The sequence below is a fragment of the Vreelandella sp. L-15 genome (assembly GCF_056857635.1).
In genome coordinates, this window is record NZ_JBSXNN010000053.1 from 54,114 (window position 1) to 77,730 (window position 23,617).

A 23,617-nucleotide genomic window follows, 5' to 3' on the forward strand; every position below is an offset into this window, starting at 1 on the left:
ACCGGGCACGCAGAGAGCTTACGACTCCTGATCTTCGGCGTCTGCTTCTGCGCGGCGCTTGCGGACCAAGCGGCCAAAGAGCAAACCAACCTCATATAAAAGATACATAGGGATTGCCAGCAGGCTTTGGGAGATAACATCCGGCGGTGTCAGTAGCATACCCACCACAAAGCAGCCTAAAACAATGTAAGGTCGCTTTTTGGAGAGACTCTCAACGGTTGTGGCACCAGATAAAATCAGCAGGAAGGTGGCAATGGGAATCTCAAAGGCCACCCCAAACGCAAAGAACAGCTTCAGTACAAAGTTGAGGTACTGGTTGATGTCGGTCATTACCGCAACGTTTTCCGGGCCGGTTTGGGTGAAAAACTCAAACAGCAACGGAAACACCACGTAGTAAGCAAAGGCCGCACCGGCATAAAACAACGCCACGCTGGATACTAAAATCGGTATGGCCAACATTTTTTCGTTGTCGTAAAGCCCTGGCGCGACGAAGGCCCAGGCCTGATGCAGCACAAAGGGGATAGCAATAAAGACCGCCACCACCAGGGTGAGCTTGAACGGCGCTAAGAAGGGAGAAGCCACCTCGGTGGCAATCATCTGTGAGCCTTCTGGGAGCAGCGACATCAGTGGGTCGGCCACAAAACTGTAGATGTCGTTCGCAAACGCGTAAAGCCCCAGAAACACCACCAGAATTACCACAATGGCCTTCATCAAGCGCGAACGCAGTTCGATGAGATGCTCAATGAGAGGCGCTTGGCTTTGGTCGTTATGCGGCTCCGGGGAATCGCCAGACATACTCATTGGTGGTTGCTATCCTTTTGATGATCGGCCTTGTCAGTGGGGGCTGGGGTATCTTCACGCACCGTTTGCAGCGCGTCGTCTAGCCGGGCACTGGCGCTTGCTACTCGCTGCTCGGTCGCTTGCTGATTAGCGGTCGCATTGCTGCTGGGCGAGGGAGACTCGGCAATGCTCTCCACGTCCTGCTTGGCTTTCTTCAAGCTATCGTCGAGCTTCTTCTGCTGCTCGTTCAGCTTTTGCCGCAGCTCTTCCGCTTCCAGTTGGGCGCTGATCTCACGCTGCATGCCGGATACCGTACGCTTGATCTTGCCGATCCATAACCCTGTCGTGCGAGCTGCTTTGGGCAGCCGCTCAGGGCCGAGCACCAGTAGCGCCACGATACCAATGAGCATGAGTTCAAGAAAGCCGATATCCAGCATGGCTTATTTGCGCTCTTCGTCGCGGTCGGCAGCGGCGCGTTTCTCTTCGGCTTGCACGTCGTAGGTGTTGCCCGCTTCTTCGTGGCTCACTTTCGCTTGAGGCTGGTCGGCATCTTTCTTGTCGCCTTCTTTCTCCTCGTCGTGCATGGCTTTCTTAAAGCCCTTCACTGCACCGCCAAGGTCGGTGCCCACGTTACGCAGTTTTTTAGTGCCGAAAATCAGGATGATAATGCCCAGAACAATCAGCAACTGCCAAATACTGATACCACCTAACATATGCATTTCCTCATTGGAGCAGGGTTAACGTTATGATCGGGACGCTTTTTCGTCGTGGCCAGAGACCCCGAACCGTCGAGCGAGCTCATCGAGTACTCGCTGGTGGTCGAGATCCAGATGCGACAGCATAACAAGGCTATGAAACCACAGGTCGGCCGTTTCAGCGATCAACACTTCACGGGCCTCGTCGCTGCCGTGCTCGGCATCTTTGGCCGCCAGCAGCGTTTCGGTGGCTTCTTCGCCGACTTTTTCGAGTATCTTGTTCAAACCCTTATGATGCAAGGAGGCAACATAAGAATCTTCTGGATTAGCGTGGCGGCGCTGCTTTAAAACCTCAGCAAGGGCGTCAAGCACAGGAACATGGTTAGCGTCGGTCATGGTGTTCTCTTTATCAATCGGCGGCGTCGTTTCGTCAAGTGATTGCATCGTATCAGTGCCAAAGCAGCAGGATTAAGCCGGCACCCGCAGCCGCGAGTATCGGCCAATCCTGAGTGGCAGCCCAACTACTGAGTGGCTGCCAAGCCAGCGCAATAGCGACGAGGGCCAAGCCAATGCGCAGCCGATGCTGGCGCTTACCTTGCTGACTCATTTGGCGGCGCATCTGGCTGATCGCTGTCACTTGCTGATGGCGCTGACGGTGCTCATGCTCCATGCGGCTAAGCGCCTGATGGGCAAGCACCGGTAGTTCGGGCAGTTGATGAGAAAGCGCCGGCGCTTGGCGCTTGAGGGACTCCCACAGCCCGCCAATGCCTGCCCGCTCTTTCATCCACTTCTCTAAATAGGGCTTGGCGGTGCTCCAAAGGTCCAGGTCGGGGTAGAGCTGGCGGCCCAGGCCTTCAATATTGAGTAGCGTCTTTTGCAGCAGCACCAATTGGGGCTGCACTTCCATATTAAAACGCCGAGCGGTCTGGAAAAGCCCGAGCAGCACCTGTCCAAAAGAGATGTCCTTGAGCGGCTTCTCTAAAATGGGCTCGCAAACTGTGCGGATAGCGGCGGCAAATTCGTTGGCGCGGGTGTTTTCACCTACCCAGCCCGATTCAATGTGCAGCGCAGCGACCTCGTAGTAATCCTGATGGAAAAACGCCAGCAGGTTACGGGCCAAGTAGTCCTGATCTTCCCGCGTCAAGCTGCCGACAATGCCGCAGTCAATCGCAATATATTGCGGGTTGTCTGGGTCATCGCAGTTCACAAAGATGTTGCCGGGGTGCATATCCGCATGGAAGAAGTTATCGCGGAACACCTGGGTGAAGAAAATTTCCACCCCGCGCTCGGCGAGCTTTTTCAAATTTGTGCCCCGTGCGATCAGGGTGTCTAAATCGGCGACCGGCACGCCGCGAATGCGCTCCTGCACCATGACGTGGCGTCGAGTGTAGGGCCAGTAAATGGTCGGCACAAACAGCAGCGGTGAGTCTTTGAAATTACGCTTGAGCTGCGAGGTATTGGCGGCCTCTTTGTAGAGGTCCAGCTCGTCGAACAGCGTCGCCTCGTAATCGCGGATTACTTCGACCGGCCGTAAGCGCCTAGCTTCAGGCACTTTGGAAAGCAGTTTGGCCACTTGGTACATCAAGCCCATGTCTTGACGCATGATGCGGTCAATGCCGGGGCGGATGATCTTGACCACCACGTCTTCGCCGCTGTGAAGTGTAGCGGCGTGGACTTGGGCAATTGATGCCGATGCCAATGGCACGCGATCAAAGGCGGCAAAGGCTTCTGCCAGCGTCATCTCCAGCTCGTTTTCTACCCGCGCGGCGGCTAGTTCGCCAGGGAAGGGCGGCACCTGATCCTGTAGGCGCTTCAGCTCGTCGGCGATATCTTCGGGCAGCAAGTCCCGGCGGGTAGAGAGCATTTGACCAAATTTAATAAAAATCGGCCCCAGCGCCTCTAGCGCCAAACGCAAACGCTCGCCGCGGCTACGCTGGCCCAGGGGCACTAGCTGCAGCGGCGACAGCTTCAGCAGCAAGCGCATCCATAGCGGTAGGCGTTCAGCGGGAATCAAAGTGTCTAAACGGTGCCGCGTGACGACCCAGACAATTTTAAACAGCCGCAGGCTCATCCGCGCTGCTCCTTAGGCGTTGATGGTTCCGCTGGCTGCGTGAGTCGCTTATGGAGACGGTTAAGTCGCGCTTCCAGACGGTCGGTGGCGATCTCAAGCTCGGTCAGGTGGTCGCGGAGCACGTCGCGCTGTTGGCGGCCGGGAAGCAGGCGAGCTTCCTCAAACACGTACTCCGATACGTCCTGCAGCAGCTCGTCTTTGGCACGCAGCCCCCAGCGGGCCGCACGTCGAATACCTTCCGCAAGCGAGTGAGCAGGCATGTCGCCTAGCCAGCGCGCCAGTTCGCTCTCCCAATCAATATCCAGATCGAACAGCAGATCGCGGGTCGCTTCCAATAGGTGGATGCGCCCGCGTACGGCCAGTTTGCCGTCGAACATCAGCCGCTCAATGGAAGCGCCGCTCAGCCATTCGGAGAGCGTTTCAGGCGTCAGTTCCACCACGGCATCAACGTCGGTCTCTTCCACCTCATCGCCATGTTGCAGATCAACGCCTGTCGCGTGGTAGCACAGAAGAAGCGCCAAATGAGGTTTCTCAAGCCGAACCAGCAGTCGACTGCCCGCTAGCGCCGCCAGCCGCGCAGGTGCGGCTGGATCGCGGGCAAGTAGAGCATTTAACGTGCGTTCACATCCGGCCAGCAGCAGGGTCGGGGTGATTAGCATGCTGACCTCTGGTGCCAGAGGATGATTGCTTGATGCTGCTGTGTCATAACTTGATGCCGCGGTGAAGGGCGACGATCCCGCCGGTCAGGTTGGTGTACTCGACCCGTTCAAGGCCCGCGGCTTCCATCATGCCTTTCAGGGTTTCTTGATCCGGATGCATGCGAATTGATTCGGCTAAGTAGCGATAGCTTTCGCCGTCACCCGCCACCAGCTCGCCCATTTTGGGCAGCAGGCGGAAAGAGTACTCATCGTAGGCCTTGGAGAGCAGCGGGTTGTTGGGCTTGGAGAACTCCAGCACCAGCAGGCGGCCGCCTGGCTTGAGTACCCGTGCCATAGAACGCAGCGCGGCATCTTTATCGGTGACGTTACGCAAGCCGAAGGCAATGGTAATACAGTCGAAGCTGTTATCCGGGAAGGGTAGGCACTCGGCGTTGGCTTGAACGTACTCCACGTTGCCACCTACGCCGTTATCCATCAGCTTGTCGCGGCCAACGCGTAACATGGAGGCATTGATGTCGGCCAAAACGACTTTGCCACGCGGGCCAACTAAGCGGGAGAACTTTAGGGTGAGATCGCCCGTGCCGCCAGCGATGTCCAGCACATGGTGCCCTGGGCGAACGCCTGCACGCTCAATGGTGAGTCGTTTCCAGACCCGGTGAATGCCCATGGACATCAGGTCGTTCATCACGTCATAGCGGGCGGCCACTGAGTGGAATACATCGGCCACGCGAGAGGCTTTCTCGTCGACCGGCACTTCTTGGTAGCCGAAATGGGTAGTGCGTTTTTCGGTGGGGCTCATGGGGCTTTAGCTCCCGAGTTCGAGGCGGTAGTTGTCGACCGTTAGGTCATCGCAATAAGTAGTTGGCAACATTGTAGCCTTCCCGACCCCGGCTTGTCTGCGCTTCACCTGGGGCACCGCGTCACAGCTGCTTGAATTGAATGCCCGCAGGCTCGCGGGAGGCCCCTGCCTCTTCCAAGCGTTTGAGATAGTTCTGCCAATAGGCATCTTGATGTGTGGCAAGGTCAAACAGGTAGTTCCAGCTAAACAAGCCGCTGTCGTGACCGTCATCAAAGTGCAGTTTGAGCGCGTAGTTACCGGCCTGGGTAATATTTTGCAGGCCGACTTCCTTTTTACCGACTTGCAGAACGGCCGTGTCACCGCCGTGGCCGCGCACTTCAGCTGAAGGGGAGTAAACCCTTAAAAATTCAACGGGTAGTCGATAGGTGTCACCGTTGGCATAGCCAAACTCCAGCTCGCGAGCCTGCTTATGGTAGTGAACCCGTGTGGGTGTCGGGGCGTTCATAAATACGGGAACCTCGTGACGATAAGTAGCAAAAGCAGCCTGCCCGCAAAGCGGACAAGCTGCCGGTGGCTATACCGATACTAGCGCTTACAGAATATAGCGCGACAGGTCTTCGTCGACCGCCAGTTCGCCTAGCTGAGCGTTGACGTAGTCAGCGTCGATGACCAAGGGGCTATCCATATCACCACCCTTGAACGAAGCCTCTTCCAATAGGCGCTCTAGCACAGTGTGCAGGCGGCGAGCACCGATATTCTCGGTGCCTTCGTTCACTTGCCAGGAGATTTCGGCAATGCGCTCAATACCGTCCGGGGTGAACTCAAGATCCAGCCCTTCAGTTGCCAGCAGCGCTTGGTACTGCTTGGTCAGTGAGGCAGAAGGCTCGGTGAGAATCCGCTTGAAGTCGCCCGGCGTTAGCGCATCCAGCTCAACGCGAATCGGCAGGCGGCCCTGCAGTTCCGGAATGAGGTCTGAAGGGCGCGACAGGTGGAAAGCACCGGAAGCAATGAACAGAATGTGGTCGGTTTTGACCATGCCGTACTTGGTCGACACCGTCGAGCCTTCAATCAGCGGCAGCAGGTCACGCTGCACACCTTCCCGAGATACTTCGCCGCCGCTTGACTGGCCGCTGCCCTTGGCGACCTTGTCGATCTCGTCCAGGAACACGATGCCGTGCTGCTCGACGGCTTCCACGGCGCGGGCTTTGATCTCTTCTTCGTTGACCAGTTTGCCAGCCTCTTCATCACGTAGTAGCACCAGCGCTTCTTTCACGGTCACGCGGCGCTGCTCACGCTTCTGCTGGCCCATGTTGGAGAACAGGCTCTGCAGTTGGCTGGTCATCTCTTCCATACCCGGAGGGGTCATGATGTCGATGCCTTGGCCGTGGGAGGAGATCTCAATATCGATCTCTTTATCGTCAAGCTGGCCTTCACGCAGCTTTTTGCGGAAGGTCTGACGAGTGCTGCTATCTTCGCGGGGCTTATCTTCCTGGCCTCGGGGCGGCGGCAGCAGGGCGTCGAGTACACGGTCTTCAGCGGCGTCTGCGGCGCGGTGGCCAACTTCTTCTTTGGCGTACTCGCGGACCATCTTGATCGCCGCTTCCATCAGGTCGCGGATAATCGACTCGACGTCGCGGCCCACGTAGCCCACTTCGGTGAACTTGGTGGCTTCTACCTTGATAAACGGCGCACGGGCCAGCTTCGCCAACCGGCGGGCAATTTCGGTTTTACCCACGCCGGTGGGGCCAATCATCAGAATGTTTTTCGGCGTAACTTCCGGGCGCAGCTCGTCGTCGAGCTGCATACGACGCCAGCGGTTACGCAGGGCAATAGCCACTGCGCGCTTGGCATCTTGCTGGCCGATAATGTACTGATCCAGCGCATGGACGATTTCGCGGGGTGTCATCTGGGTCATTAAAGTGGCCTCAACGTTCGTTGATGTTCAGCTCTTCGAGCGTCACGTGGTGATTGGTGAATACGCAGATGTCACCAGCGATGGCGAGGGATTTTTCGGTAATCTCGCGAGCGGACAGCTCAGTATTTTCGAGCAGTGCGCGGGCGCTGGCCTGGGCAAAGTTGCCGCCTGAGCCAATCGCAATAATGCCGCGCTCTGGCTCAACCACATCGCCGTTACCGGTAATAATCAGCGAGGCGCTGTGGTCGGCCACGGCCAACAGGGCTTCTAAGCGGCGCAGCGCGCGATCGGTGCGCCAATCTTTGGCGAGTTCGACGGCGGCTTTGGTCAAATGGCCTTGATACTTTTCGAGCTGCGCTTCGAAACGCTCGAATAGGGTAAACGCATCGGCGGTGCCACCGGCGAAACCGGCCAACACCTTGCCGCGATACAGACGACGTACTTTGCTGGCATTGCCTTTCATGACGGTGTTGCCGAGGGAAACTTGTCCATCGCCCGCTAGGGCAACCTGGTTACCGCGGCGAACGGAAACAATTGTGGTCATGGAGATAACTCCTTGGGGGAGACGCGCTCCCGATGACTGATCGGCCGCAGCGAGCGGCCGTATAAAAAGCGATTCCCAACAAAATGCGGGCGGCTGATAAAAAATCAACCGCCCGCAAGCGAAAGCCATCAGATAAAGCGTGCCTGGCGCAGCCCAGCACGCTGTTAGTTAGTTCTGTAGCTGTATCAGCAGCGGCTCAATGCCTTGTGTGCTCATTAAGTCCTGAGCGCGGTTGAGCTCGCGGGTGTCGTCGTAGGGGCCAACCTGAACCCGGTGCCAGGTATCACCGTTGGCCTGCACTTCGCTGATCTGCGCTAGCAGGCTTAGGTTACGCAAACGACTGCGCAGCTGTTCGGCATCGCTAATCTCACGAAACGAAGCGGCTTGCAGCATATAGCGGCTGGGCGTGCTATTGCTGGCCGCGGGTGCCTGCTGAGCGGCAGCGGCCTGCTCGTTGGGGCGCGTGTTGGCGGCAATCACCTGAGCAATGGGGTCGTCAGCAGGCGTGCTGGTGGCGGTTTCTGTGCTATCGGTTGCCGTATCGCTTGCGTCTGCATCACTGGCCGTTACGGTCGGGGGCGTGACGGTCGAGGGAATCGCTCCGCCGGGGGCGATGACTTCGGTTTCAGGCAGCAGCGTGTAGAACTCGAACGTAGGCATGGAGGGCTCGGTGGGCGTTTCGGTTTGCCGCGCTGCGCTGCGCTCATCGCTACCCGCGGGTTTTGGCAGTACCGTCGCCTGAGGAACCTCCTGCTGATCTTGCCAGGGAGCAGTGCCGTGCTGGTGCTGGGCGAGGAAAAAACCAGCGGCGACCCCGACAATCCCCCACAGCCAGCCGGGAATGCGTAGCCCGCCCCCAGAGCGGCGGGCGGACTTACGCTGCGACGTGGCTCCACGGCGGGTGGGCTTAGTGCGCGGGCTGGCCATGAACTACATCTCCTCGGGTGCGCTAACACCCATAAGGTCCAGACCATTGCGCAGCACTTGGCGGGTTGCCAGGCCCAGGGCTAGGCGAGTGTTGCGCAGCGTGTCGTCGTCGACCATCACTTTGACCGCGTTATAGCAGGTGTGGAAGTCACCGGCTAAATCCAGTAGGTACTGGGCAACCTGCTGAGGCTCGCGGTTTTTCGCAGCGTGCTCAACCACTTCTGGGTAGCGAGCCAAGCGGTTAAGAACGGCTTTTTCCTGGTCGCTATCCAGTAGCGCTAAATTGGCCATGGCGACGCTGTGGTCAAACGGTTGGCCGGCATCTTCGGTTTTACGCAGCATGCTGCATACCCGCGCATGGGCGTACTGCACGTAATACACCGGGTTGTCGTTTGACTGCGAGCGCGCTAAATCAATGTCAAAGGTCAGCTGGGAATCAGCGCGGCGAGCGGCGAGGAAGAAGCGCGTTGCATCACGGCCCACTTCATCAATCAAATCGCGAATAGTGACGTAGCTGCCCGCGCGTTTGGACAGTTTTACCTCAACGCCTGAGCGGGTCACCATGACCATTTGGTGCAGCACGTAATCGGGCCAGCCCTGTGGGATACCCACTTCCAGCGCCTGCAGGCCTGCGCGTACGCGCGTGACGGTGGAGTGGTGGTCAGCACCCTGTTCATTGATCACGGTTTTAAAACCGCGCTGCCATTTGTTCAGGTGGTAGGCGACGTCGGGCAGGAAGTAGGTGTAACCCCCTTCGCGCTTGCGCATTACGCGGTCTTTGTCATCGCCAAAGTCGGTGGTGCGCAGCCACATCGCGCCATCTTTTTCATAGGTGTGGCCGTTGGCGACCAGCTTCTCGACAGTGGCGTCGACATTGCCTTTTTCGTAAAGCGAGGACTCCAGGAAGTAGACGTCAAACTCAACGCCAAAGGCTTTAAGGTCTAAATCCTGCTCGCGGCGCAGCCAGGCAACGGCAAAGGCTTGAATGGCATCTAAATCATCCGCATCCGCTTTAGCCGTTACTTCGCGGTCATCGGCGGTGACCGTTTTACCCGCCATATAGTCGTTGGCGACATCCACGATGTACTCGCCGCGGTAGCCATCTTCCGGCCAGCTGGCATCGTCGGGGCCGAGGCCTTTGGCACGAGCCTGAACGGAAAGCGCTAGGTTCTTAATCTGAGCACCCGCGTCGTTGTAGTAGAACTCGCGGGTCACGTCGTAGCCCGTGGCTTCCAGCAGGCGGCAAAGGCTGTCGCCAATCGCTGCACCGCGGCCGTGGCCTACGTGGAGCGGGCCAGTGGGGTTGGCAGAGACAAACTCCACCTGCACTTTCTCGCCTTTGCCGATTAGGCTGCGGCCAAAAGCATCGCCACTATCCAGCACCTGAGCAACGATTTGCGCAGCGGCGTCCGTGGCGGCAAAGAAGTTGATAAACCCAGGACCCGCAATCTCAGTTTTTTGAATGGCATCGCTGGCGGGCAGGGCGGCGACGAGGGTGTCGGCCAGCTCGCGTGGCTTCATGCCGGAAGGCTTGGCCAACATCAGTGCGAGGTTGGTGGCGTAGTCACCGTGGGCTTTGTCTTTCGTGGGGTCCACCTTAATGGTGGGTTTTAAATCGTCGGGCAGCACGCCTTGGTGCTTAAGCGCGTCAACCGCGCCTTCGAGCAGAGAAATAATCGTATCTTTCATTTAAATATCCGGATGTCGTCGGTGGCGGCGTGTGCATGCGCTCAGGTAACACAGCGGCAAAGCGGCCATTATCGGCAATTGGCGCGCAGTTTCAAAGCCGTATTCCCTTAGGATAGGACCTGCGTTGGATACAAGCCCTTACGGCTAGGCCAGGGTTTGTGGGTCGATATCAATCGACCAGCGCACTTTGCGCGCCTCTCGGTTGGCTTCTAACCACTGCACCAGCCAGTTAGCGGCGGCGTGGCGGTGGCTACGTTTGTCAGCGGTAATCATGACGTGGATGTGGTAGCGGTTTTGGCGACGCTCCATGGGGGCGGGTACGGGCCCCAGGCAGCGCACTGGCACATTGGCGTCCTTCAGCCACTGGCGTAGCGCCTGAGCGGCGTGCTGAGCCAGCGCAAGCGCCGCCTGCTCCTGTGGGCTTTCTACGCGTAGCAGCGCCATAAAACAAAACGGCGGCAGCTTGGCGATGCGGCGCTCTTCCAGCAGGTTGCGGGCCAGTGCGCCGTAGCCATGTTCGGCCAGCTGGCCTAGGTGTGGGTCATCCGGGTGGAGGGTTTGCACCAGCACGCGGCCAGGGTGAGCGGCGCGGCCTGCGCGCCCCGCTACTTGCTCCAATAGCTGTGCGCTGTGCTCTAGGGCGCGAAAATCCGCCGCGTACAGGCCGCCATCGGCATTAACGACCACCACTAAGGTGACATGCGGTAAATGGTGGCCCTTAGCGAGCATTTGGGTGCCCACCAGCAGGCAGGGTTCGCCGCGCTGAATCTCTTTGAGCACCTGCTCGAAGCTCTCTTTTTTGCGCGTGCTGTCGCGGTCAATGCGGTGAACGGTGGTGTCAGGGAACAGCCCTTGGAGTGTCTCCTCGGTACGCTCCGTGCCGCTACCCAGCGCACGCAAGTCGCCGCTGCCGCAGTCTGGGCAGGCATCCGGCAGGGCGCGGCGGCTGTCGCAGTGGTGGCAGGCCAGTAGCGGCGGCTGGCGGTGTAGCGTCATGCGCGCATCGCACTGGCCGCATTCGGCCATCCAGCCGCAGCTATGGCAGGCCAGGCTCGGCGCAAAGCCCCGTCGATTGATAAAAATGAGCGCCTGCTTGCCCGCCGCGAGGGTGCTTTTGATGGCTTTGATCGCGTTGGGCAGCAGCCCCCCTTGGCGGCGCTGATGACGCAGGTCGATCAGTTCCAGCTTAGCGGGCGGGTGACGGCTGGGCCGCTGAGTTAGCCGTAGGTGACGATAAGCGCCCGTAAGCGCCTGCTGCAGGCTTTCAAACGAGGGCGTCGCGCTGCCCAGTAATAGGGGAATGCCGTGATAGTGCGCCCTGGCAACGGCTAAATCTCTGGCGTGGTAGCGCAGCCCGTCGTGCTGTTTATAGGAGCCATCGTGCTCCTCGTCGACGATGATTGCGCCGGGGTTCGCCAGCGGGGTGAAAATGGCCGAACGGGTGCCGATGATCACCAGCGCACGGCCGTTGGCGGCGGCTTCCCATACATCCAAGCGCTCTGGGTCGGTAAGCCCGGAGTGCAGCGCCACCACCGGCACGCGAAAACGGCTTTTGAACCGCGCTAGCGTTTGCGGTGTAAGGCCAATTTCGGGCACGAGCACCAGGGACTGCTTTCCTTTGGCAGCGAGCGCTTCGATGAGCTGTAGGTAAATCTCGGTTTTGCCGCTACCGGTCACGCCTTCCAATAAACAGGGGTGGTAGCCGTCGAGTTTTTCATGCAGCACGGATAGCGCAGTGGCCTGTTCACGGTTGAGCGGCAGCGACGGGGAGGCGAGTAAGCTTCCGCCGGTGGGTTGAGCGGCGGTGAGGGTAATCTCTTGGGGTTGGGTAAAGCCTTTTTTTTGCAGCGCTAATAGCTGGTCTCGGGTGAAGCCGTGGGCGCTCACGGCGCGGCCCGGCAGCCCGTGAGGGTGCTGGCGAAGAAGCGCATAAAGCTCCGCCTGTTTAGGCGCGCGTGCCAGCGCTGTTTCATCGTTGGGTAGCGGAAGCCACAGGGTTTGGGTGCGCCCTGCCATAGGGTGGCCCTGGCGTAGCCTGGCGGGCATAGCGTGCTGCATGGTATCGCCCAGGCTGTGCTGGTAGTAACGCGCTGCAAACTGGCACAGCCACTGCCAGTCGCTGGGTAATGGGCCCTCATCCAGCGCTTCACCGATGGCCCGCAGCTGCGAGCGCGGTAATTCGCTGCCGGAAGCCAAAGACACCACCACTCCGACGACATCGCGGCGGCCAAACGGCACCCTTACCCGCAGCCCAGGCTGCCAGCCACAGGCGGGAGCCCTCGGTGCGGGTAAGTAGTCAAACAGGCGTCTTAGCGGCGACGGTAACGCGACCTTGAGCACCTGAAAAGCGCCCTTAGGCAGCCCAGGTGACGATGGCTGGGCAGAAACAGAATCGGACAATTGGCCTCCGGCGATTAGTTTGCTAGAATGCGCGGCCGCTCTGAATCTATCGGATGGAGCGGTTAACCGGTTAGCAGTTTTTCAAACCCGTATGCGGTGCCTGGCAACGGATCAGGTGGCGGCATATAGCTTATGAGGCTCAAGATGAAACAAGGTATCCACCCGAATTACAACACGGTCACCGCCAACTGTTCTTGCGGTGCAAGCTTCCAGGTCGGTTCTACCTCTGGTCAGGACTTCTCTCTGGACGTATGCTCCAACTGCCACCCGTTCTACACGGGCAAGCAGAAGCAAGCGACCACTGGTGGCCGCGTAGAGCGCTTCAACAAGCGTTTCGGCGCTGCTATCAAGCGCGGCTAATCCTAACGGATTAAGCCTATCGCAGGCACGCATTGTGCTCTGTGCAAAAGCCCACGCCACGGCGTGGGCTTTTTGTCCCTAAGGGACTACCCTTTTTATTAGCGTTCCTACTGCCTGAATGTGTTGCCACTTGCTTTACGGCACGTTGCTTGACGTGTTGCCCTCCTAACGCGGTTCTTTTTCTACTTACTTGGTCATCTTTTCCACAGGGTGTTTTGACAACCAGGTGTGGATAACTATGTGTTGCTCTTATTGGAATTTATTTCCAAAAATACTGCGCTGCATCAATAAGGAAACCTTTATAGCTGATGGCTGGATGCATAAGTTGCAGCAAATAACGTGGAAAAGTTCCGAAATGGAAGGGAATGTGGCTAAAACGATCGTTTCGTAGGTAAGTTTACTACGTGCTTGAGGCGCCTAGGTTTTTTCTATATTCTGATACAACTTTTCTACTTTAGGCTGATGAGACCTTTACTATGACGGATGCAAATAAGCAGGCAGCTTTGGATTATCACGCTAAGCCGATCCCCGGTAAGCTTTCCGTGGAGTTGACCAAGCCCACCGCGACAGCTCGGGATTTGGCGCTAGCGTATAGCCCAGGCGTTGCTGAGCCGGTTCGCGAAATCGCTCGCGAAGCGGAAAATGCGTACCGTTATACCGGCAAAGGTAACCTAGTCGCGGTTATTTCAGATGGCAGTGCGATTCTGGGTTTGGGCAACCTTGGCCCGCTGGCTAGTAAGCCGGTGATGGAAGGTAAAGGCGTGCTGTTCAAGTGCTTTGCGGGCATTAACTCCGTTGATATCGAAGTAGACGCTGAAAGCCCGCAGGCGTTTATCGACACCGTTGCCCGCATTGCCGACACCTGGGGCGGTATTAACCTGGAAGATATCAAAGCGCCTGAGTGCTTTGAGATCGAAAAGACGTTAGTTGAACGCTGCAACATCCCTGTATTCCACGATGACCAGCACGGCACGGCAATTGTGACCGCTGCGGGCATGCTCAACGCGCTGGATATCGCGGGCAAGCGGATTGAAGACGTGAAAATCGTCTGCATGGGCGCCGGGGCGGCTGCTATTGCTTGTATGCGCCTGCTGATCTCCTGCGGTGCTAAGAAAGAGAACTTAGTGATGCTGGATCGTCGTGGCGTCATTCACACTGAGCGTGACGGCATCAACGAGTACAAAGCGGAGTTCGCCCGCGATACCGACATGCGCACGCTGGACGATGCCATCGACGGCGCGGACGTGTTTATCGGCCTCTCTGGCCCGGGCCTGCTCTCTGCAGATCAGGTGAAGAAAATGGCCGCTGACCCGGTGATTTTCGCCTGCACCAACCCCGACCCGGAAATTCACCCGGACGTAGCCCGCGAAGCGCGCCCGGATGTGATCATGGCCACCGGCCGTTCGGACTTCCCGAACCAGGTGAACAACGTGCTGGGCTTCCCGTTCATCTTCCGCGGCGCGCTGGATGTGCGCGCCACGCGTATCAACGAAGCCATGAAGCTGGCGGCGGTGCATGCACTGAAAGACCTGGCCCGCGAGCCGGTTCCCCAGGAAGTGCTGAACGCCTACGAGCGTACCGAGATGAGCTTCGGGCGTGATTACATCATCCCCACGCCGGTGGATATCCGTCTGCTGGCGCGCGTGTCATCTGCAGTGGCCCAGGCAGCGGTCGACTCTGGCGTGGCCCGCAAGCCGTACCCGGCTCACTACCCGCTGAAAACCATTAATGACGTGTATGGTGGGTAATTAACAAGGCCACTTAGGTCAGGGCAGCCCGTAACGGGGGTCTTTCGCCATGGCCGAAAAATGCTCCCTGCAATTTCGGTATTTCCACCATCCATGGCGGTCAGATGGCGAAAGTAGCGCCCAAGGACGGGTTTACAGCGCCCCCCGTCTAGGGTTGTGCTGACCGGTATTTTACAACGCCCGCACACTGCGGGCGTTGCTGTTTTTAGAGGTGTTTAGAGCAGAGGTTCAAGACTGCGGATAGCGCACCAACCCCTCCTGCGCCGTCGTGGCGACTAAACGCCCATCGCGGCGATAAATATGGCCCCTCGCCAAGCCCCGTGCGCCACCACTCCAGGGGGAGTCGATGGCGTACAGCAGCCACTCATCTAGCCGCGTATCTTCGTGCAACCAAATCGCATGGTCGAGACTGGCAATGCGCAGTTTCGGGTCGGTGTACTTGATGCCATGAGGAATCAGTCCGGTGGTCAGCAGGTTGAAATCTGACGCATAAGAGAGCAGATGACGATGCAGTGTCGGGTCATCCGGGAGCGGTCCACCTGCAAAGCGGAACCACAGGCACTGACCGGCCGGTGACGCGCTGTCCGGCTTATCCTTCAAGTGCAAAAACTCGATAGGGTGGCCGGGGAAGCGCGCGTGTTTGGCATCGCCGCTCTCTATAAGCGCTTCCGGCGTGGGCACTTCTGGCATGGCCCGCTGATGATTGATGCTCTCTTCAGCGCTCTGAAAAGAGGCGCTGCAGAAAAAGATCGGTCGCCCTTTCTGAATAGCCGTCACCCGCCGTGTGGTAAAGCTGCCGCCGTCGCGAATGGTATCGACCTGATACACCACCGGGCGGTGCGGGTCGCCTGGGCGCAAAAAATAGCCGTGCTGGGAGTGCGGGCGGCGTTCATCCGGCACCGTGCGCGCCGCTGCGGCCAGTGCCTGGCCCAACACTTGGCCGCCATACAGTTGGGGAAAGCCTAAATCTTGGCTCTGGCCTCGAAATAGCGTCTCTTCAAGGGTTTCAAGCTCTAACAAGTTGACCAGTGACTTCAGCGCGTCGTTCATTCTCTGTATCCTTGGTGCTGTCTGTTTTCCCGCCGATGATTGCAAGTATACCCAGTGCGGCCATCACGCTATTAAAACGATCGTTTTGCTACCTTAGCGGAGTTTGCCTTGATACGCAGCGATGAATTTTACATGCACCGCGCTATGGACCAAGCGCACCTGGCGTTTACCAACGGAGAAGTGCCGGTGGGCGCGGTGGTGGTGGATACCCAGGGGGAGATTATTGGTGCTGGCCACAATGCACCGCTGGCAAGCTGCGACCCCAGCGGCCACGCCGAGGTGCGTGCGCTACGCGAGGCGGGGCAGCGGCTGGGCAACTACCGTTTAGAGGGCTGTACGCTGTTTGTAACGCTAGAGCCCTGCATGATGTGCGCAGGCACTATGGTGCATGCGCGCATTGCCCGTTTGGTATACGGCGCGCCCGAGCCACGCACGGGCATGGTGGAGTCAAAGGCCAACCTGCTTGCTCAGCCCTGGTTTAATCATCAGATAGAGATTACGGGCGGCGTGCTAGCAGTGCCGGCCAAAAGGCTGCTCAAGCAGTTTTTCGCTGAAAAACGTTAGCGCGCGATTACTGCTCAACCGGCGGAATAATATCGAACAGCAATAATGGTTCTTCACTGGCTGGCGTTTGCTCTAGCTGGAAAAACTGTTGTCGGCTGCGCTCCACATACTCAATCATCTCGTAGTAGCGGCGGATGTTGCGCACATAGATGACCGGCTCGCCGCCACGGGCATAGCCGTGGCGGGTTTGGCTATGCCACTCTCGTTCCTGTAAGAGCGGGAGCGCCGCACGAACGTCCTGCCAGCGATCCGGATCGCCGCCGCGCATCTCGGCAATCTTACGCGCATCGTAAAGGTGGCCAAGGCCTACATTGTAGGCTGCCATGGCCATGTAGAGCCGGTCATCCCCGGTAATGCTGTCTGGAAGCCGGTCTTTAATACTGCGCAGGTAGCGCGCGCCGCCATCAATACTCTGTGCAGCATCGGTGCGGTCGGCTACGCCCATTTCGCTGGCCGTGGGGTTGGTCAGCATCATCAGGCCGCGAACCCCGGTGGGGGATACAGCGGTCGGGTCCCAGTGCGACTCTTGATACCCGACGGCGGCCAGTAGCTTCCAATCAAAGCCGGTATCGCGGGCCGCTTGCTTGAATAGCTCGGTGTAGTTGGGCAGACGTTCGTCAAGGTGGGCGAGAAACGTTCGAGTGCCCACGTACTCAAGATAGTCATCGTGGCCAAAATAGCGACTTACCAACTGCTCCAGGGTGCCGTTCTCTTGCAGCTCCTGGAGAAATTGATTGGCGGCTTCTAATAATCCAAGTCCGCGGCCGCTAGGAACCGCCCAGGCCAGAGAGAGCGGCTCGCCTAAAAAGAAGCCGCGTTCGACGTTAGGGAAAAACAGCCGGTTCAAACGAAACTGATGATCAAAAATAATCGCCGCATCCAGGGTGCCGCTCTCTACCCGCGCCAGTAGTTCGGCCACTTCAAGCTCGTGAGACTCTTTCCAAGTAAGGCTGGGGTAGTCACGCTGCAGTGATAGCAGTGCCTGACTGGTGCCCGCTTCGCTTAGCGTGCCAAGTTCCAGGTCGACAAGATCTGCCGGTTCATCAATGCCGTTGAGCCCGCGGCGATACACCACCAGCGGCTGCATCTGAATGATGGAGCGGGTGTAGTGAATGCCTGGTGAATCCGCCAGCAGGGGGAGGGCCGCGGCACCTAAGTCGCCCTGCTCGCGCACGGCGGGGAGCACGCTCTCCGGGTGGTGGCTTGCGTTCAGGTTGAGGCTAACTCCCAGGTAGTCCGCAAAGCGGTGCATCAACTCATACTCAAAGCCAGTCGGCCCCTGGCGGCCTTCGTAATAGGTGGTAGGTGTGTTGCGAGTGTGAATAGTGATGAACTCTTTTGCATTAATTTGCGCTAAATGTTCACCGCTTGGTACCGACGAACTGTGCGGCACCAAAATAAGCAAAAGTGTCGCGATCATCGCGAAATACGCCCGGTAATAGGCGATAAAGTGTTGGTAAATCAATGTCGGCATGATGTCTTGTCAACATGGAACAGTCTGCCACGATACCCAGCCTGATAGACGCTGTCACCTTGTTGATTTCGTGTGGCCGTCGCTTTCCAGTATCATAGTGGGATTGCCGCTTTGCGGCCCGGTGATTTCCTGCTCGAACTCTCCCTGCTTTAGAGGCTCCCAGATATGCTCGAACTGCGAGGCGCACCCGCCCTTTCTGCCTTCCGCCATGAACGGCTGTTAACGGTGTTGCGTGACCGTGTTCCGGAGGTGGAGGCACTGTCTGCCCATTACGTCCACTTCATTGACCACCACGAAGAGCTCGATCATGCCGCCGAGGCGCGGTTGGCGAAACTGCTGGAGTACGGCAGCCGAGACAGCCAAGAGATTCCCGACAACGCCCAGCGCTTTTTGGTCGTCCCGCGTTTAGGCACCCAGTCACCGTGGTCCTCTAAAGCAACCGACATTGCCCACAACTGCGGGCTTAGCCAGATCAGCCGCATTGAACGCGGCATTGATTACCGCGTAGAGCTGCGCGGCGCACCCAGCACAGAACAGCTGGAAGCGATTAGCGCGCTGCTCCATGACCGCATGACCGAACACGTACTGGCCGACGTAGCCGAGGCGGGCAAACTGTTTGCCCACCACTCGCCTGCGCCCCTTGGCAGCGTGGATATTCTGGAAGGCGGTCGCGACGCTCTTGTCACGGCTAACCGCGAACTTGGCCTTGCGCTGGCAGACGATGAGATCGACTACCTGGTAGCCGCCTTTATCGAGCTAGGCCGCAACCCCAGCGATGTTGAGCTGATGATGTTCGCCCAGGCGAACTCTGAGCACTGCCGCCACAAAATCTTCAATGCAGATTGGGTCATCGACGGCGAAGCCCAGAGCCACTCGCTGTTTAAGATGATCAAGAACACCTTCGCCACGTCACCGGATAACGTGCTCTCTGCGTACAGCGATAACGCGGCGGTGATCAAAGGCAGCCACGGCGGACGCTTCTTCCCCACGCCGCTCACCGGTGCCGAGGGCGAGCGTGCCAGCTACGATGCCCATCAAGAGCCGATCCACATTCTGATGAAGGTGGAGACCCACAACCACCCCACGGCCATTGCGCCGTTCCCCGGTGCGGCCACCGGCTCTGGCGGTGAGATTCGGGACGAAGGCGCGACCGGCATCGGCGGCAAGCCGAAAGCAGGTTTGTCCGGCTTTACCGTCTCTAACCTGCGCATTCCTGAATTTGTTCAGCCCTGGGAAGCCTTCGACTACGGCAAGCCCGAGCGCATGCAGTCCGCACTCAATATCATGCTGGACGGCCCGATTGGCGGTGCCGCGTTCAATAACGAGTTTGGCCGCCCCAACCTGACCGGCTACTTCCGCACCTACGAGCAGGATGCGCTCGGCGAAGGCGGCATTGCGCGTCGCGGCTACCACAAGCCGATCATGATTGCCGGTGGCTACGGCAACATTCGCGCACAACACGTGCAAAAAGGCGAGATCCCGGTCGGCGGCAAGCTGATCGTCATGGGCGGCCCGGCGATGCTGATCGGCCTGGGCGGTGGTGCGGCCTCCAGCATGGCCTCCGGTGAGTCCAGCGCGGACCTGGACTTCGCCTCTGTGCAGCGGGAAAACCCGGAAATTGAGCGCCGTGCCCAAGAAGTCATCGATCGCTGCTGGGCGCTGGGTGAGAAAAACCCGATTCGCTTCATTCACGACGTAGGCGCGGGCGGGCTGTCTAACGCCCTGCCGGAGCTGGTAAAAGACGGCAACCGTGGCGGTCTGTTCGACCTGCGTGCGGTGCCCAATGCCGAGCCGGGCATGAGCCCGCTGGAAATCTGGTGTAACGAAGCCCAGGAGCGCTACGTACTGGCAGTAGCCCCTGAAGACTTGGATACCTTCGACGCGCTGTGCAAGCGCGAGCGCTGCCCTTACGCGGTAGTGGGCGAAGCCCAGGCGGAGCACCACCTGGAAGTGCGCGACGGCCACTTCGAGACCAAACCGGTCGATCTGCCCATGAGCGTGCTGTTTGGCAAGCCGCCGAAGATGACCCGTTCGTTTGAGCGCCAAACCCCTGAGCTCTCGGGCGTCATGCTGGATAACCTGGACCTGCGCGAAGCGATGGATCGGGTGCTGCGCCTGCCCACGGTGGCCTCGAAAAGCTTCCTGATCACCATCGGCGACCGTTCCATCACCGGCCAAGTAGCTCGCGATCAGATGGTCGGCCCCTGGCAGGTGCCGGTGGCCGACGTAGCGGTCACCACCGCCAGCTTCGATACCCATGCCGGTGAAGCCATGGCCATGGGCGAGCGCCCGCCGGTGGCGCTCATCAACCCCGCCGCCAGCGCGCGCTTAGCGGTGGCAGAAGCAATTACCAACTTAGCCGCCGCGCCGATTGCCAAGCTGTCGGATATCAAACTCTCTGCCAACTGGATGAGCGCCGCCGACCACCCCGGTGAAAACCAGGCGCTGTACGACGCCGTTCATGCCGTCGGCATGGAGCTATGCCCGGCGCTTGGCATCGCTGTACCGGTGGGCAAGGACTCGATGTCCATGCGCACTGCGTGGCAAGAGGGCGAGGATGCCGAAGAGAAGAGCATTACCTCGCCGCTGTCGCTAGTGGTCACAGGTTTTGCGCCGGTGACCGACGCGCTGGCGACGCTGACGCCGCAGATCAACCTGGAACAGGACGAGTCTGATCTGATCTTGATCGACCTGGGGAACGGCCAGAACCGTCTTGGCGGCTCGGCGCTGGCGCAGGTCTATGGCCAAGTGGGCGATGAGTGCCCCGATGTGGACGACCCGGAAGATCTGAAAGCGTTTTTCGAAGTGATCCAAGGTCTGAACCGCGACGGTAAGCTGCTGGCTTACCACGACCGCAGCGACGGTGGCCTGTTGGTGACGCTGCTGGAGATGGCTTTTGCCGCGCACGCCGGTCTCGAAATCAAGCTCGACTGGCTGATCGACGAGCCGGTAGAAGCCTTCAACGCGCTGTTCTCTGAAGAGCTGGGGGCGGTGATCCAGGTAAGCCGTGAGCACACTGAAGAGGTGCTGACGCAGTTCGCCATGGCCGGTATCGAAACCTGCGGCGTGATTGCTCGCCCGCGTTACGACGACCAAGTGCGTGTAACGCTGTTCGAAGAGCCGCTGCTGGAAACCACTCGTCAGCTAACCCAGCGTACCTGGTCCGAGACCAGCTACCGCATGCAGGCGCTACGGGATAACCCGGAATGTGCGAAGAACGAGTTCGACAACCTGCTCGACGTTCGCGACCCGGGCCTCAGCGCCGCGCCGACTTTCGATATCAACGACGATATCAGCGCGCCCTTTATCAACACCACCAAGCCGGCGGTGGCCGTGCTGCGCGAGCAGGGCGTCAACGGTCAGGTAGAGATGGCCTGGGCCTTCCACAAAGCGGGCTTCGATGCGGTGGACGTGCACATGAGCGACATCCTGGAAGGCCGTGTCTCCCTGGAGGAGTTCAAAGGCTTAGTGGCCTGTGGCGGTTTCTCCTACGGCGACGTGCTGGGAGCAGGCGGCGGCTGGGCGAAGTCAGTGCTATTCAATGAACGCGCCCGCGAGCAGTTTGAAGCTTTCTTCAACCGAGACGACAGCTTCTCGCTGGGCGTGTGTAACGGCTGCCAGATGCTCTCGCAGCTCAAAACGCTGATTCCCGGTGCGGAAAACTGGCCGGCTTTCGTGCGCAATGAGTCCGAGCAGTTCGAGGCCCGCGTTTCCATGGTTCGGGTCGAGAAGAGCCCCTCGATTCTGCTGGCGGGTATGGAAGGCTCCAAGCTGCCCATCGCTGTGGCCCACGGGGAAGGCCGCGCCGAGTTCCGCGATACGGCGCACCTGCGCAGCATGCAGTCGAGCAGCCAAATTGCCCTGCGCTATATCGATAACTACGGTCAAGTCACTACGCGCTACCCGGCCAACCCCAACGGCTCCCCGTCGGGCATTACCGGCCTGACCACGCCGGATGGCCGCGTGACGATCATGATGCCGCACCCCGAGCGGGTGACCCGCGCGGTCACCAACTCCTGGCGTCCGGCGAAGTGGACCGAAGATGGTGCATGGCTGCGCCTGTTCCGCAATGCGCGGGTATGGCTGGGCTAACGTCATGTGATCAACCCGATAGGTGATGGATGACACATCCTGAAAAGGCGGCCTCCGGGCCGCCTTTCTTGGCTAACGCGGCAGCGCCTTCGCTGCGCCCCTACCAAACCGAGGCGGTCAAGCGAGTAGTCAGCCACTTTCGCGCCACCAGCTCTCCCGCCGTGGTGGTGCTGCCCACCGGCAGCGGCAAGTCGCTGGTGATCGCTGAACTGGCGAGACTCGCCCGTGGGCGGGTGCTGGTGTTGGCTCACGTACGCGAGCTGGTGGAGCAGAACCACGCCAAGTACCAAGCCTACGGCTTGGAGGCGGATATCTTCAGCGCCGGGTTAAAGCGCAAAGAGGCTAGCCGCCAAGTGGTGTTTGGCTCGGTGCAGTCGGTGGTGCGTAACCTGGAGCAGTTCAACGACGCCAGCTTTACTCTGCTGGTAATCGACGAGTGCCATCGGGTATCGCTGGAGGAGGACTCCAGCTATCGCCAAGTAATTGAGCACCTGCGGAGCCAGAACCCGCAGCTAAAAATCCTCGGCCTAACCGCCACCCCGTTTCGTTTGGGGCAGGGTTTTATCTACCACCGCCACCACCACGGGATGGTGCGCGGTTCGGAAGAGAGCTTTTTTGCCGACTGTGTGTTCGAGCAGCCGCTGCGCCTAATGGTCAAGCAGGGCTTTTTGGCCGCGCCCAAGCGGCTGGATATGGCCATTGAGGGGTACGACTTCTCGGCGCTTGCGCCCTCGTCCAGTGGTCTGTTTCGGGAGGAGGAACTCAACCGGGTGGTGGCGGGCAACCGGGCGACACCGGGCATCATTGCCCAAGTGGTGGAGTACGCTGCCGACCGCCAGGGGGTGATGATTTTCGCCGCGACGGTGGCCCACGCCGAAGAGATCATGGGCTATTTGCCCGCCGAGCAGGCCGCGCTGATTACCGGTGCGACGGCCTCGGCCGAGCGCACCGCGCTGATCGATGCGTTTAAAGCGCGCCAGCTGAAGTATTTGGTCAACGTGGCGGTGTTGACTACTGGCTTCGATGCCCCCCACGTCGATCTGATCGCGATTCTGCGGCCCACCGAGTCGGTCAGCCTGTATCAGCAGATCGTGGGGCGCGGGCTGCGCCTCTCGCCGGGTAAAGAGGAGTGCTTGATTCTCGACTATGCGGGCAACCCGTGGGATCTCTACGCCCCGGAAGTAGGCGAACCCAAGCCGGAAAGCGATAGCGAACCGGTGCAGGTGCCCTGCCCGGACTGCGGTCACGCGAACCTGTTTTGGGGCAAGCGCGACGGCGAGCTGGTGATTGAACACTTCGGCCGCCGCTGCCAGGGGCTGATTGAGGATGACGCAGGGCGCCGCCGCCAGTGCGAGTTTCGCTTTCGCTTCAAAGTATGCGACGAGTGCGGCGCTGAGAACGATATTGCCGCCCGCCGCTGTCATGGCTGCGAGAAGCTGCTGGTGGACGCCGACGACAAGCTCAAGGATGCGCTGATGCTAAAAGATGCCAAAGTGCTGCGCGTCAGCGGCATGCAGTTAGAGGCGACCACCAATGGTCGTGGCCTGCCGCGCCTAAAAGCCACCTACCACGATGAAGATGGCGAAAGTCTGAGCGAATGGTTTGCCTTAGAAACCCCGGCCCAGCGCCGCGCGTTTTATGCCGTATTTTTGCGTGCCCACCTACGCGCGCCAGGCGGCCAATGGCAACCGACGACGCCTGATGAGGTCGTCAACGAGCAGCGCCGATTGCGCCACCCGGATTTTGTAGTGGGGCGAAAGGTAGGCCGGCACTTTCAAATCCGCGATAAGCTGTTTGATTATCAAGGGCGCTATCGTAAAGCCGCCGATGCTGGCTAGATGCCGCGCTGA

Annotated in this window: 20 protein-coding genes; 5 read left to right on the plus strand and 15 right to left on the minus strand. The window is 59.2% G+C overall.

Going from position 1 to position 23,617, the window contains the following annotated elements:
• Positions 1-18: 18 nt before the first annotated feature.
• The 13 genes from tatC to AC13CY_RS07215 form a co-directional block, all read right to left on the minus strand.
• Entirely contained in the window at positions 19-801 is a 783-nt protein-coding gene (tatC, locus tag AC13CY_RS07155) for a twin-arginine translocase subunit TatC (RefSeq protein WP_062361953.1), read from the minus strand.
• A complete protein-coding gene (tatB, locus tag AC13CY_RS07160; protein WP_235253442.1) occupies positions 798-1,217 on the minus strand; it encodes a Sec-independent protein translocase protein TatB in 420 nt (139 codons plus the stop codon). The genes tatC and tatB overlap by 4 nt, the downstream gene beginning before the upstream one ends.
• A 3-nt stretch (positions 1,218-1,220) precedes the next feature.
• Entirely contained in the window at positions 1,221-1,493 is a 273-nt protein-coding gene (gene tatA / locus AC13CY_RS07165; RefSeq protein WP_228168348.1) for a Sec-independent protein translocase subunit TatA, read from the minus strand.
• Between the two features lie 30 nt (positions 1,494-1,523).
• Complete coding sequence (locus AC13CY_RS07170) at positions 1,524-1,871, minus strand: phosphoribosyl-ATP diphosphatase (RefSeq protein WP_287836721.1); 348 nt, start codon at positions 1,869-1,871, stop codon at positions 1,524-1,526.
• Positions 1,872-1,923: 52 nt separating this feature from the next.
• Positions 1,924-3,546 carry a ubiquinone biosynthesis regulatory protein kinase UbiB gene (gene ubiB / locus AC13CY_RS07175; protein ID WP_287836720.1) on the minus strand — a complete coding sequence of 541 codons (1,623 nt, stop codon included), beginning with the start codon at positions 3,544-3,546 and terminating at the stop codon, positions 1,924-1,926.
• Positions 3,543-4,205, minus strand: a complete 663-nt coding sequence (locus AC13CY_RS07180; protein ID WP_044630491.1) for a ubiquinone biosynthesis accessory factor UbiJ — start codon at positions 4,203-4,205, stop codon at positions 3,543-3,545. The genes ubiB and AC13CY_RS07180 overlap by 4 nt, the downstream gene beginning before the upstream one ends.
• Positions 4,206-4,248: 43 nt before the next feature.
• Positions 4,249-5,004 carry a bifunctional demethylmenaquinone methyltransferase/2-methoxy-6-polyprenyl-1,4-benzoquinol methylase UbiE gene (ubiE, locus tag AC13CY_RS07185; RefSeq protein WP_062361961.1) on the minus strand — a complete coding sequence of 252 codons (756 nt, stop codon included), beginning with the start codon at positions 5,002-5,004 and terminating at the stop codon, positions 4,249-4,251.
• Positions 5,005-5,125: 121 nt separating this feature from the next.
• On the minus strand, positions 5,126-5,509 hold the full coding sequence (locus AC13CY_RS07190; protein WP_062361965.1) for a gamma-butyrobetaine hydroxylase family protein: 384 nt from the start codon (positions 5,507-5,509) through the stop codon (positions 5,126-5,128).
• An 87-nt stretch (positions 5,510-5,596) separates the two neighbouring features.
• Positions 5,597-6,919, minus strand: a complete 1,323-nt coding sequence (gene hslU / locus AC13CY_RS07195; protein WP_058577130.1) for an ATP-dependent protease ATPase subunit HslU — start codon at positions 6,917-6,919, stop codon at positions 5,597-5,599.
• 10 nt (positions 6,920-6,929) lie between these two features.
• Positions 6,930-7,463 (minus strand): ATP-dependent protease subunit HslV, encoded by a 534-nt coding sequence (gene hslV, locus AC13CY_RS07200; protein ID WP_044630495.1) that lies wholly within the window; start codon positions 7,461-7,463, stop codon positions 6,930-6,932.
• Positions 7,464-7,631: 168 nt separating this feature from the next.
• Positions 7,632-8,390 (minus strand): SPOR domain-containing protein, encoded by a 759-nt coding sequence (locus AC13CY_RS07205; RefSeq protein WP_483052414.1) that lies wholly within the window; start codon positions 8,388-8,390, stop codon positions 7,632-7,634.
• 3 nt (positions 8,391-8,393) lie between these two features.
• Positions 8,394-10,079 carry an arginine--tRNA ligase gene (gene argS, locus AC13CY_RS07210; protein ID WP_483052415.1) on the minus strand — a complete coding sequence of 562 codons (1,686 nt, stop codon included), beginning with the start codon at positions 10,077-10,079 and terminating at the stop codon, positions 8,394-8,396.
• A gap of 144 nt (positions 10,080-10,223) precedes the next feature.
• Positions 10,224-12,479: a primosomal protein N' gene (locus tag AC13CY_RS07215; protein WP_483052416.1), complete on the minus strand. Its 2,256-nt coding sequence runs from the start codon at positions 12,477-12,479 to the stop codon at positions 10,224-10,226.
• A 144-nt stretch (positions 12,480-12,623) separates the two neighbouring features.
• Between AC13CY_RS07215 and rpmE the strand changes: the two genes are divergently transcribed.
• A complete protein-coding gene (gene rpmE / locus AC13CY_RS07220; protein WP_044630499.1) occupies positions 12,624-12,839 on the plus strand; it encodes a 50S ribosomal protein L31 in 216 nt (71 codons plus the stop codon).
• A gap of 476 nt (positions 12,840-13,315) precedes the next feature.
• Positions 13,316-14,587: a malic enzyme-like NAD(P)-binding protein gene (locus AC13CY_RS07225; protein WP_054645111.1), complete on the plus strand. Its 1,272-nt coding sequence runs from the start codon at positions 13,316-13,318 to the stop codon at positions 14,585-14,587.
• A 228-nt stretch (positions 14,588-14,815) separates the two neighbouring features.
• Here the strand turns inward: AC13CY_RS07225 and AC13CY_RS07230 are convergent, their stop codons facing one another.
• Positions 14,816-15,637, minus strand: a complete 822-nt coding sequence (locus AC13CY_RS07230; RefSeq protein WP_062374825.1) for an acyl-CoA thioesterase — start codon at positions 15,635-15,637, stop codon at positions 14,816-14,818.
• Between the two features lie 111 nt (positions 15,638-15,748).
• On the opposite strand from AC13CY_RS07230, the gene tadA reads away from it, so the two are divergent.
• The gene (gene tadA / locus AC13CY_RS07235; protein WP_208596167.1) at positions 15,749-16,201 is read left to right on the plus strand and encodes a tRNA adenosine(34) deaminase TadA; all 453 of its coding nucleotides are present in this window, start codon (positions 15,749-15,751) and stop codon (positions 16,199-16,201) included.
• A 7-nt stretch (positions 16,202-16,208) separates the two neighbouring features.
• Here tadA and mltF read toward each other — a convergent pair whose 3' ends face one another.
• Positions 16,209-17,675, minus strand: a complete 1,467-nt coding sequence (mltF, locus tag AC13CY_RS07240) for a membrane-bound lytic murein transglycosylase MltF (RefSeq protein WP_054645112.1) — start codon at positions 17,673-17,675, stop codon at positions 16,209-16,211.
• A gap of 165 nt (positions 17,676-17,840) precedes the next feature.
• Between mltF and purL the strand changes: the two genes are divergently transcribed.
• Together purL and radD are read left to right on the plus strand one after the other, a co-directional pair.
• Entirely contained in the window at positions 17,841-21,767 is a 3,927-nt protein-coding gene (purL, locus tag AC13CY_RS07245; RefSeq protein ID WP_483052417.1) for a phosphoribosylformylglycinamidine synthase, read from the plus strand.
• A gap of 29 nt (positions 21,768-21,796) precedes the next feature.
• Positions 21,797-23,605 carry a DNA repair helicase RadD gene (gene radD, locus AC13CY_RS07250; RefSeq protein ID WP_483052418.1) on the plus strand — a complete coding sequence of 603 codons (1,809 nt, stop codon included), beginning with the start codon at positions 21,797-21,799 and terminating at the stop codon, positions 23,603-23,605.
• The last annotated feature ends 12 nt before the right edge of the window (positions 23,606-23,617 follow it).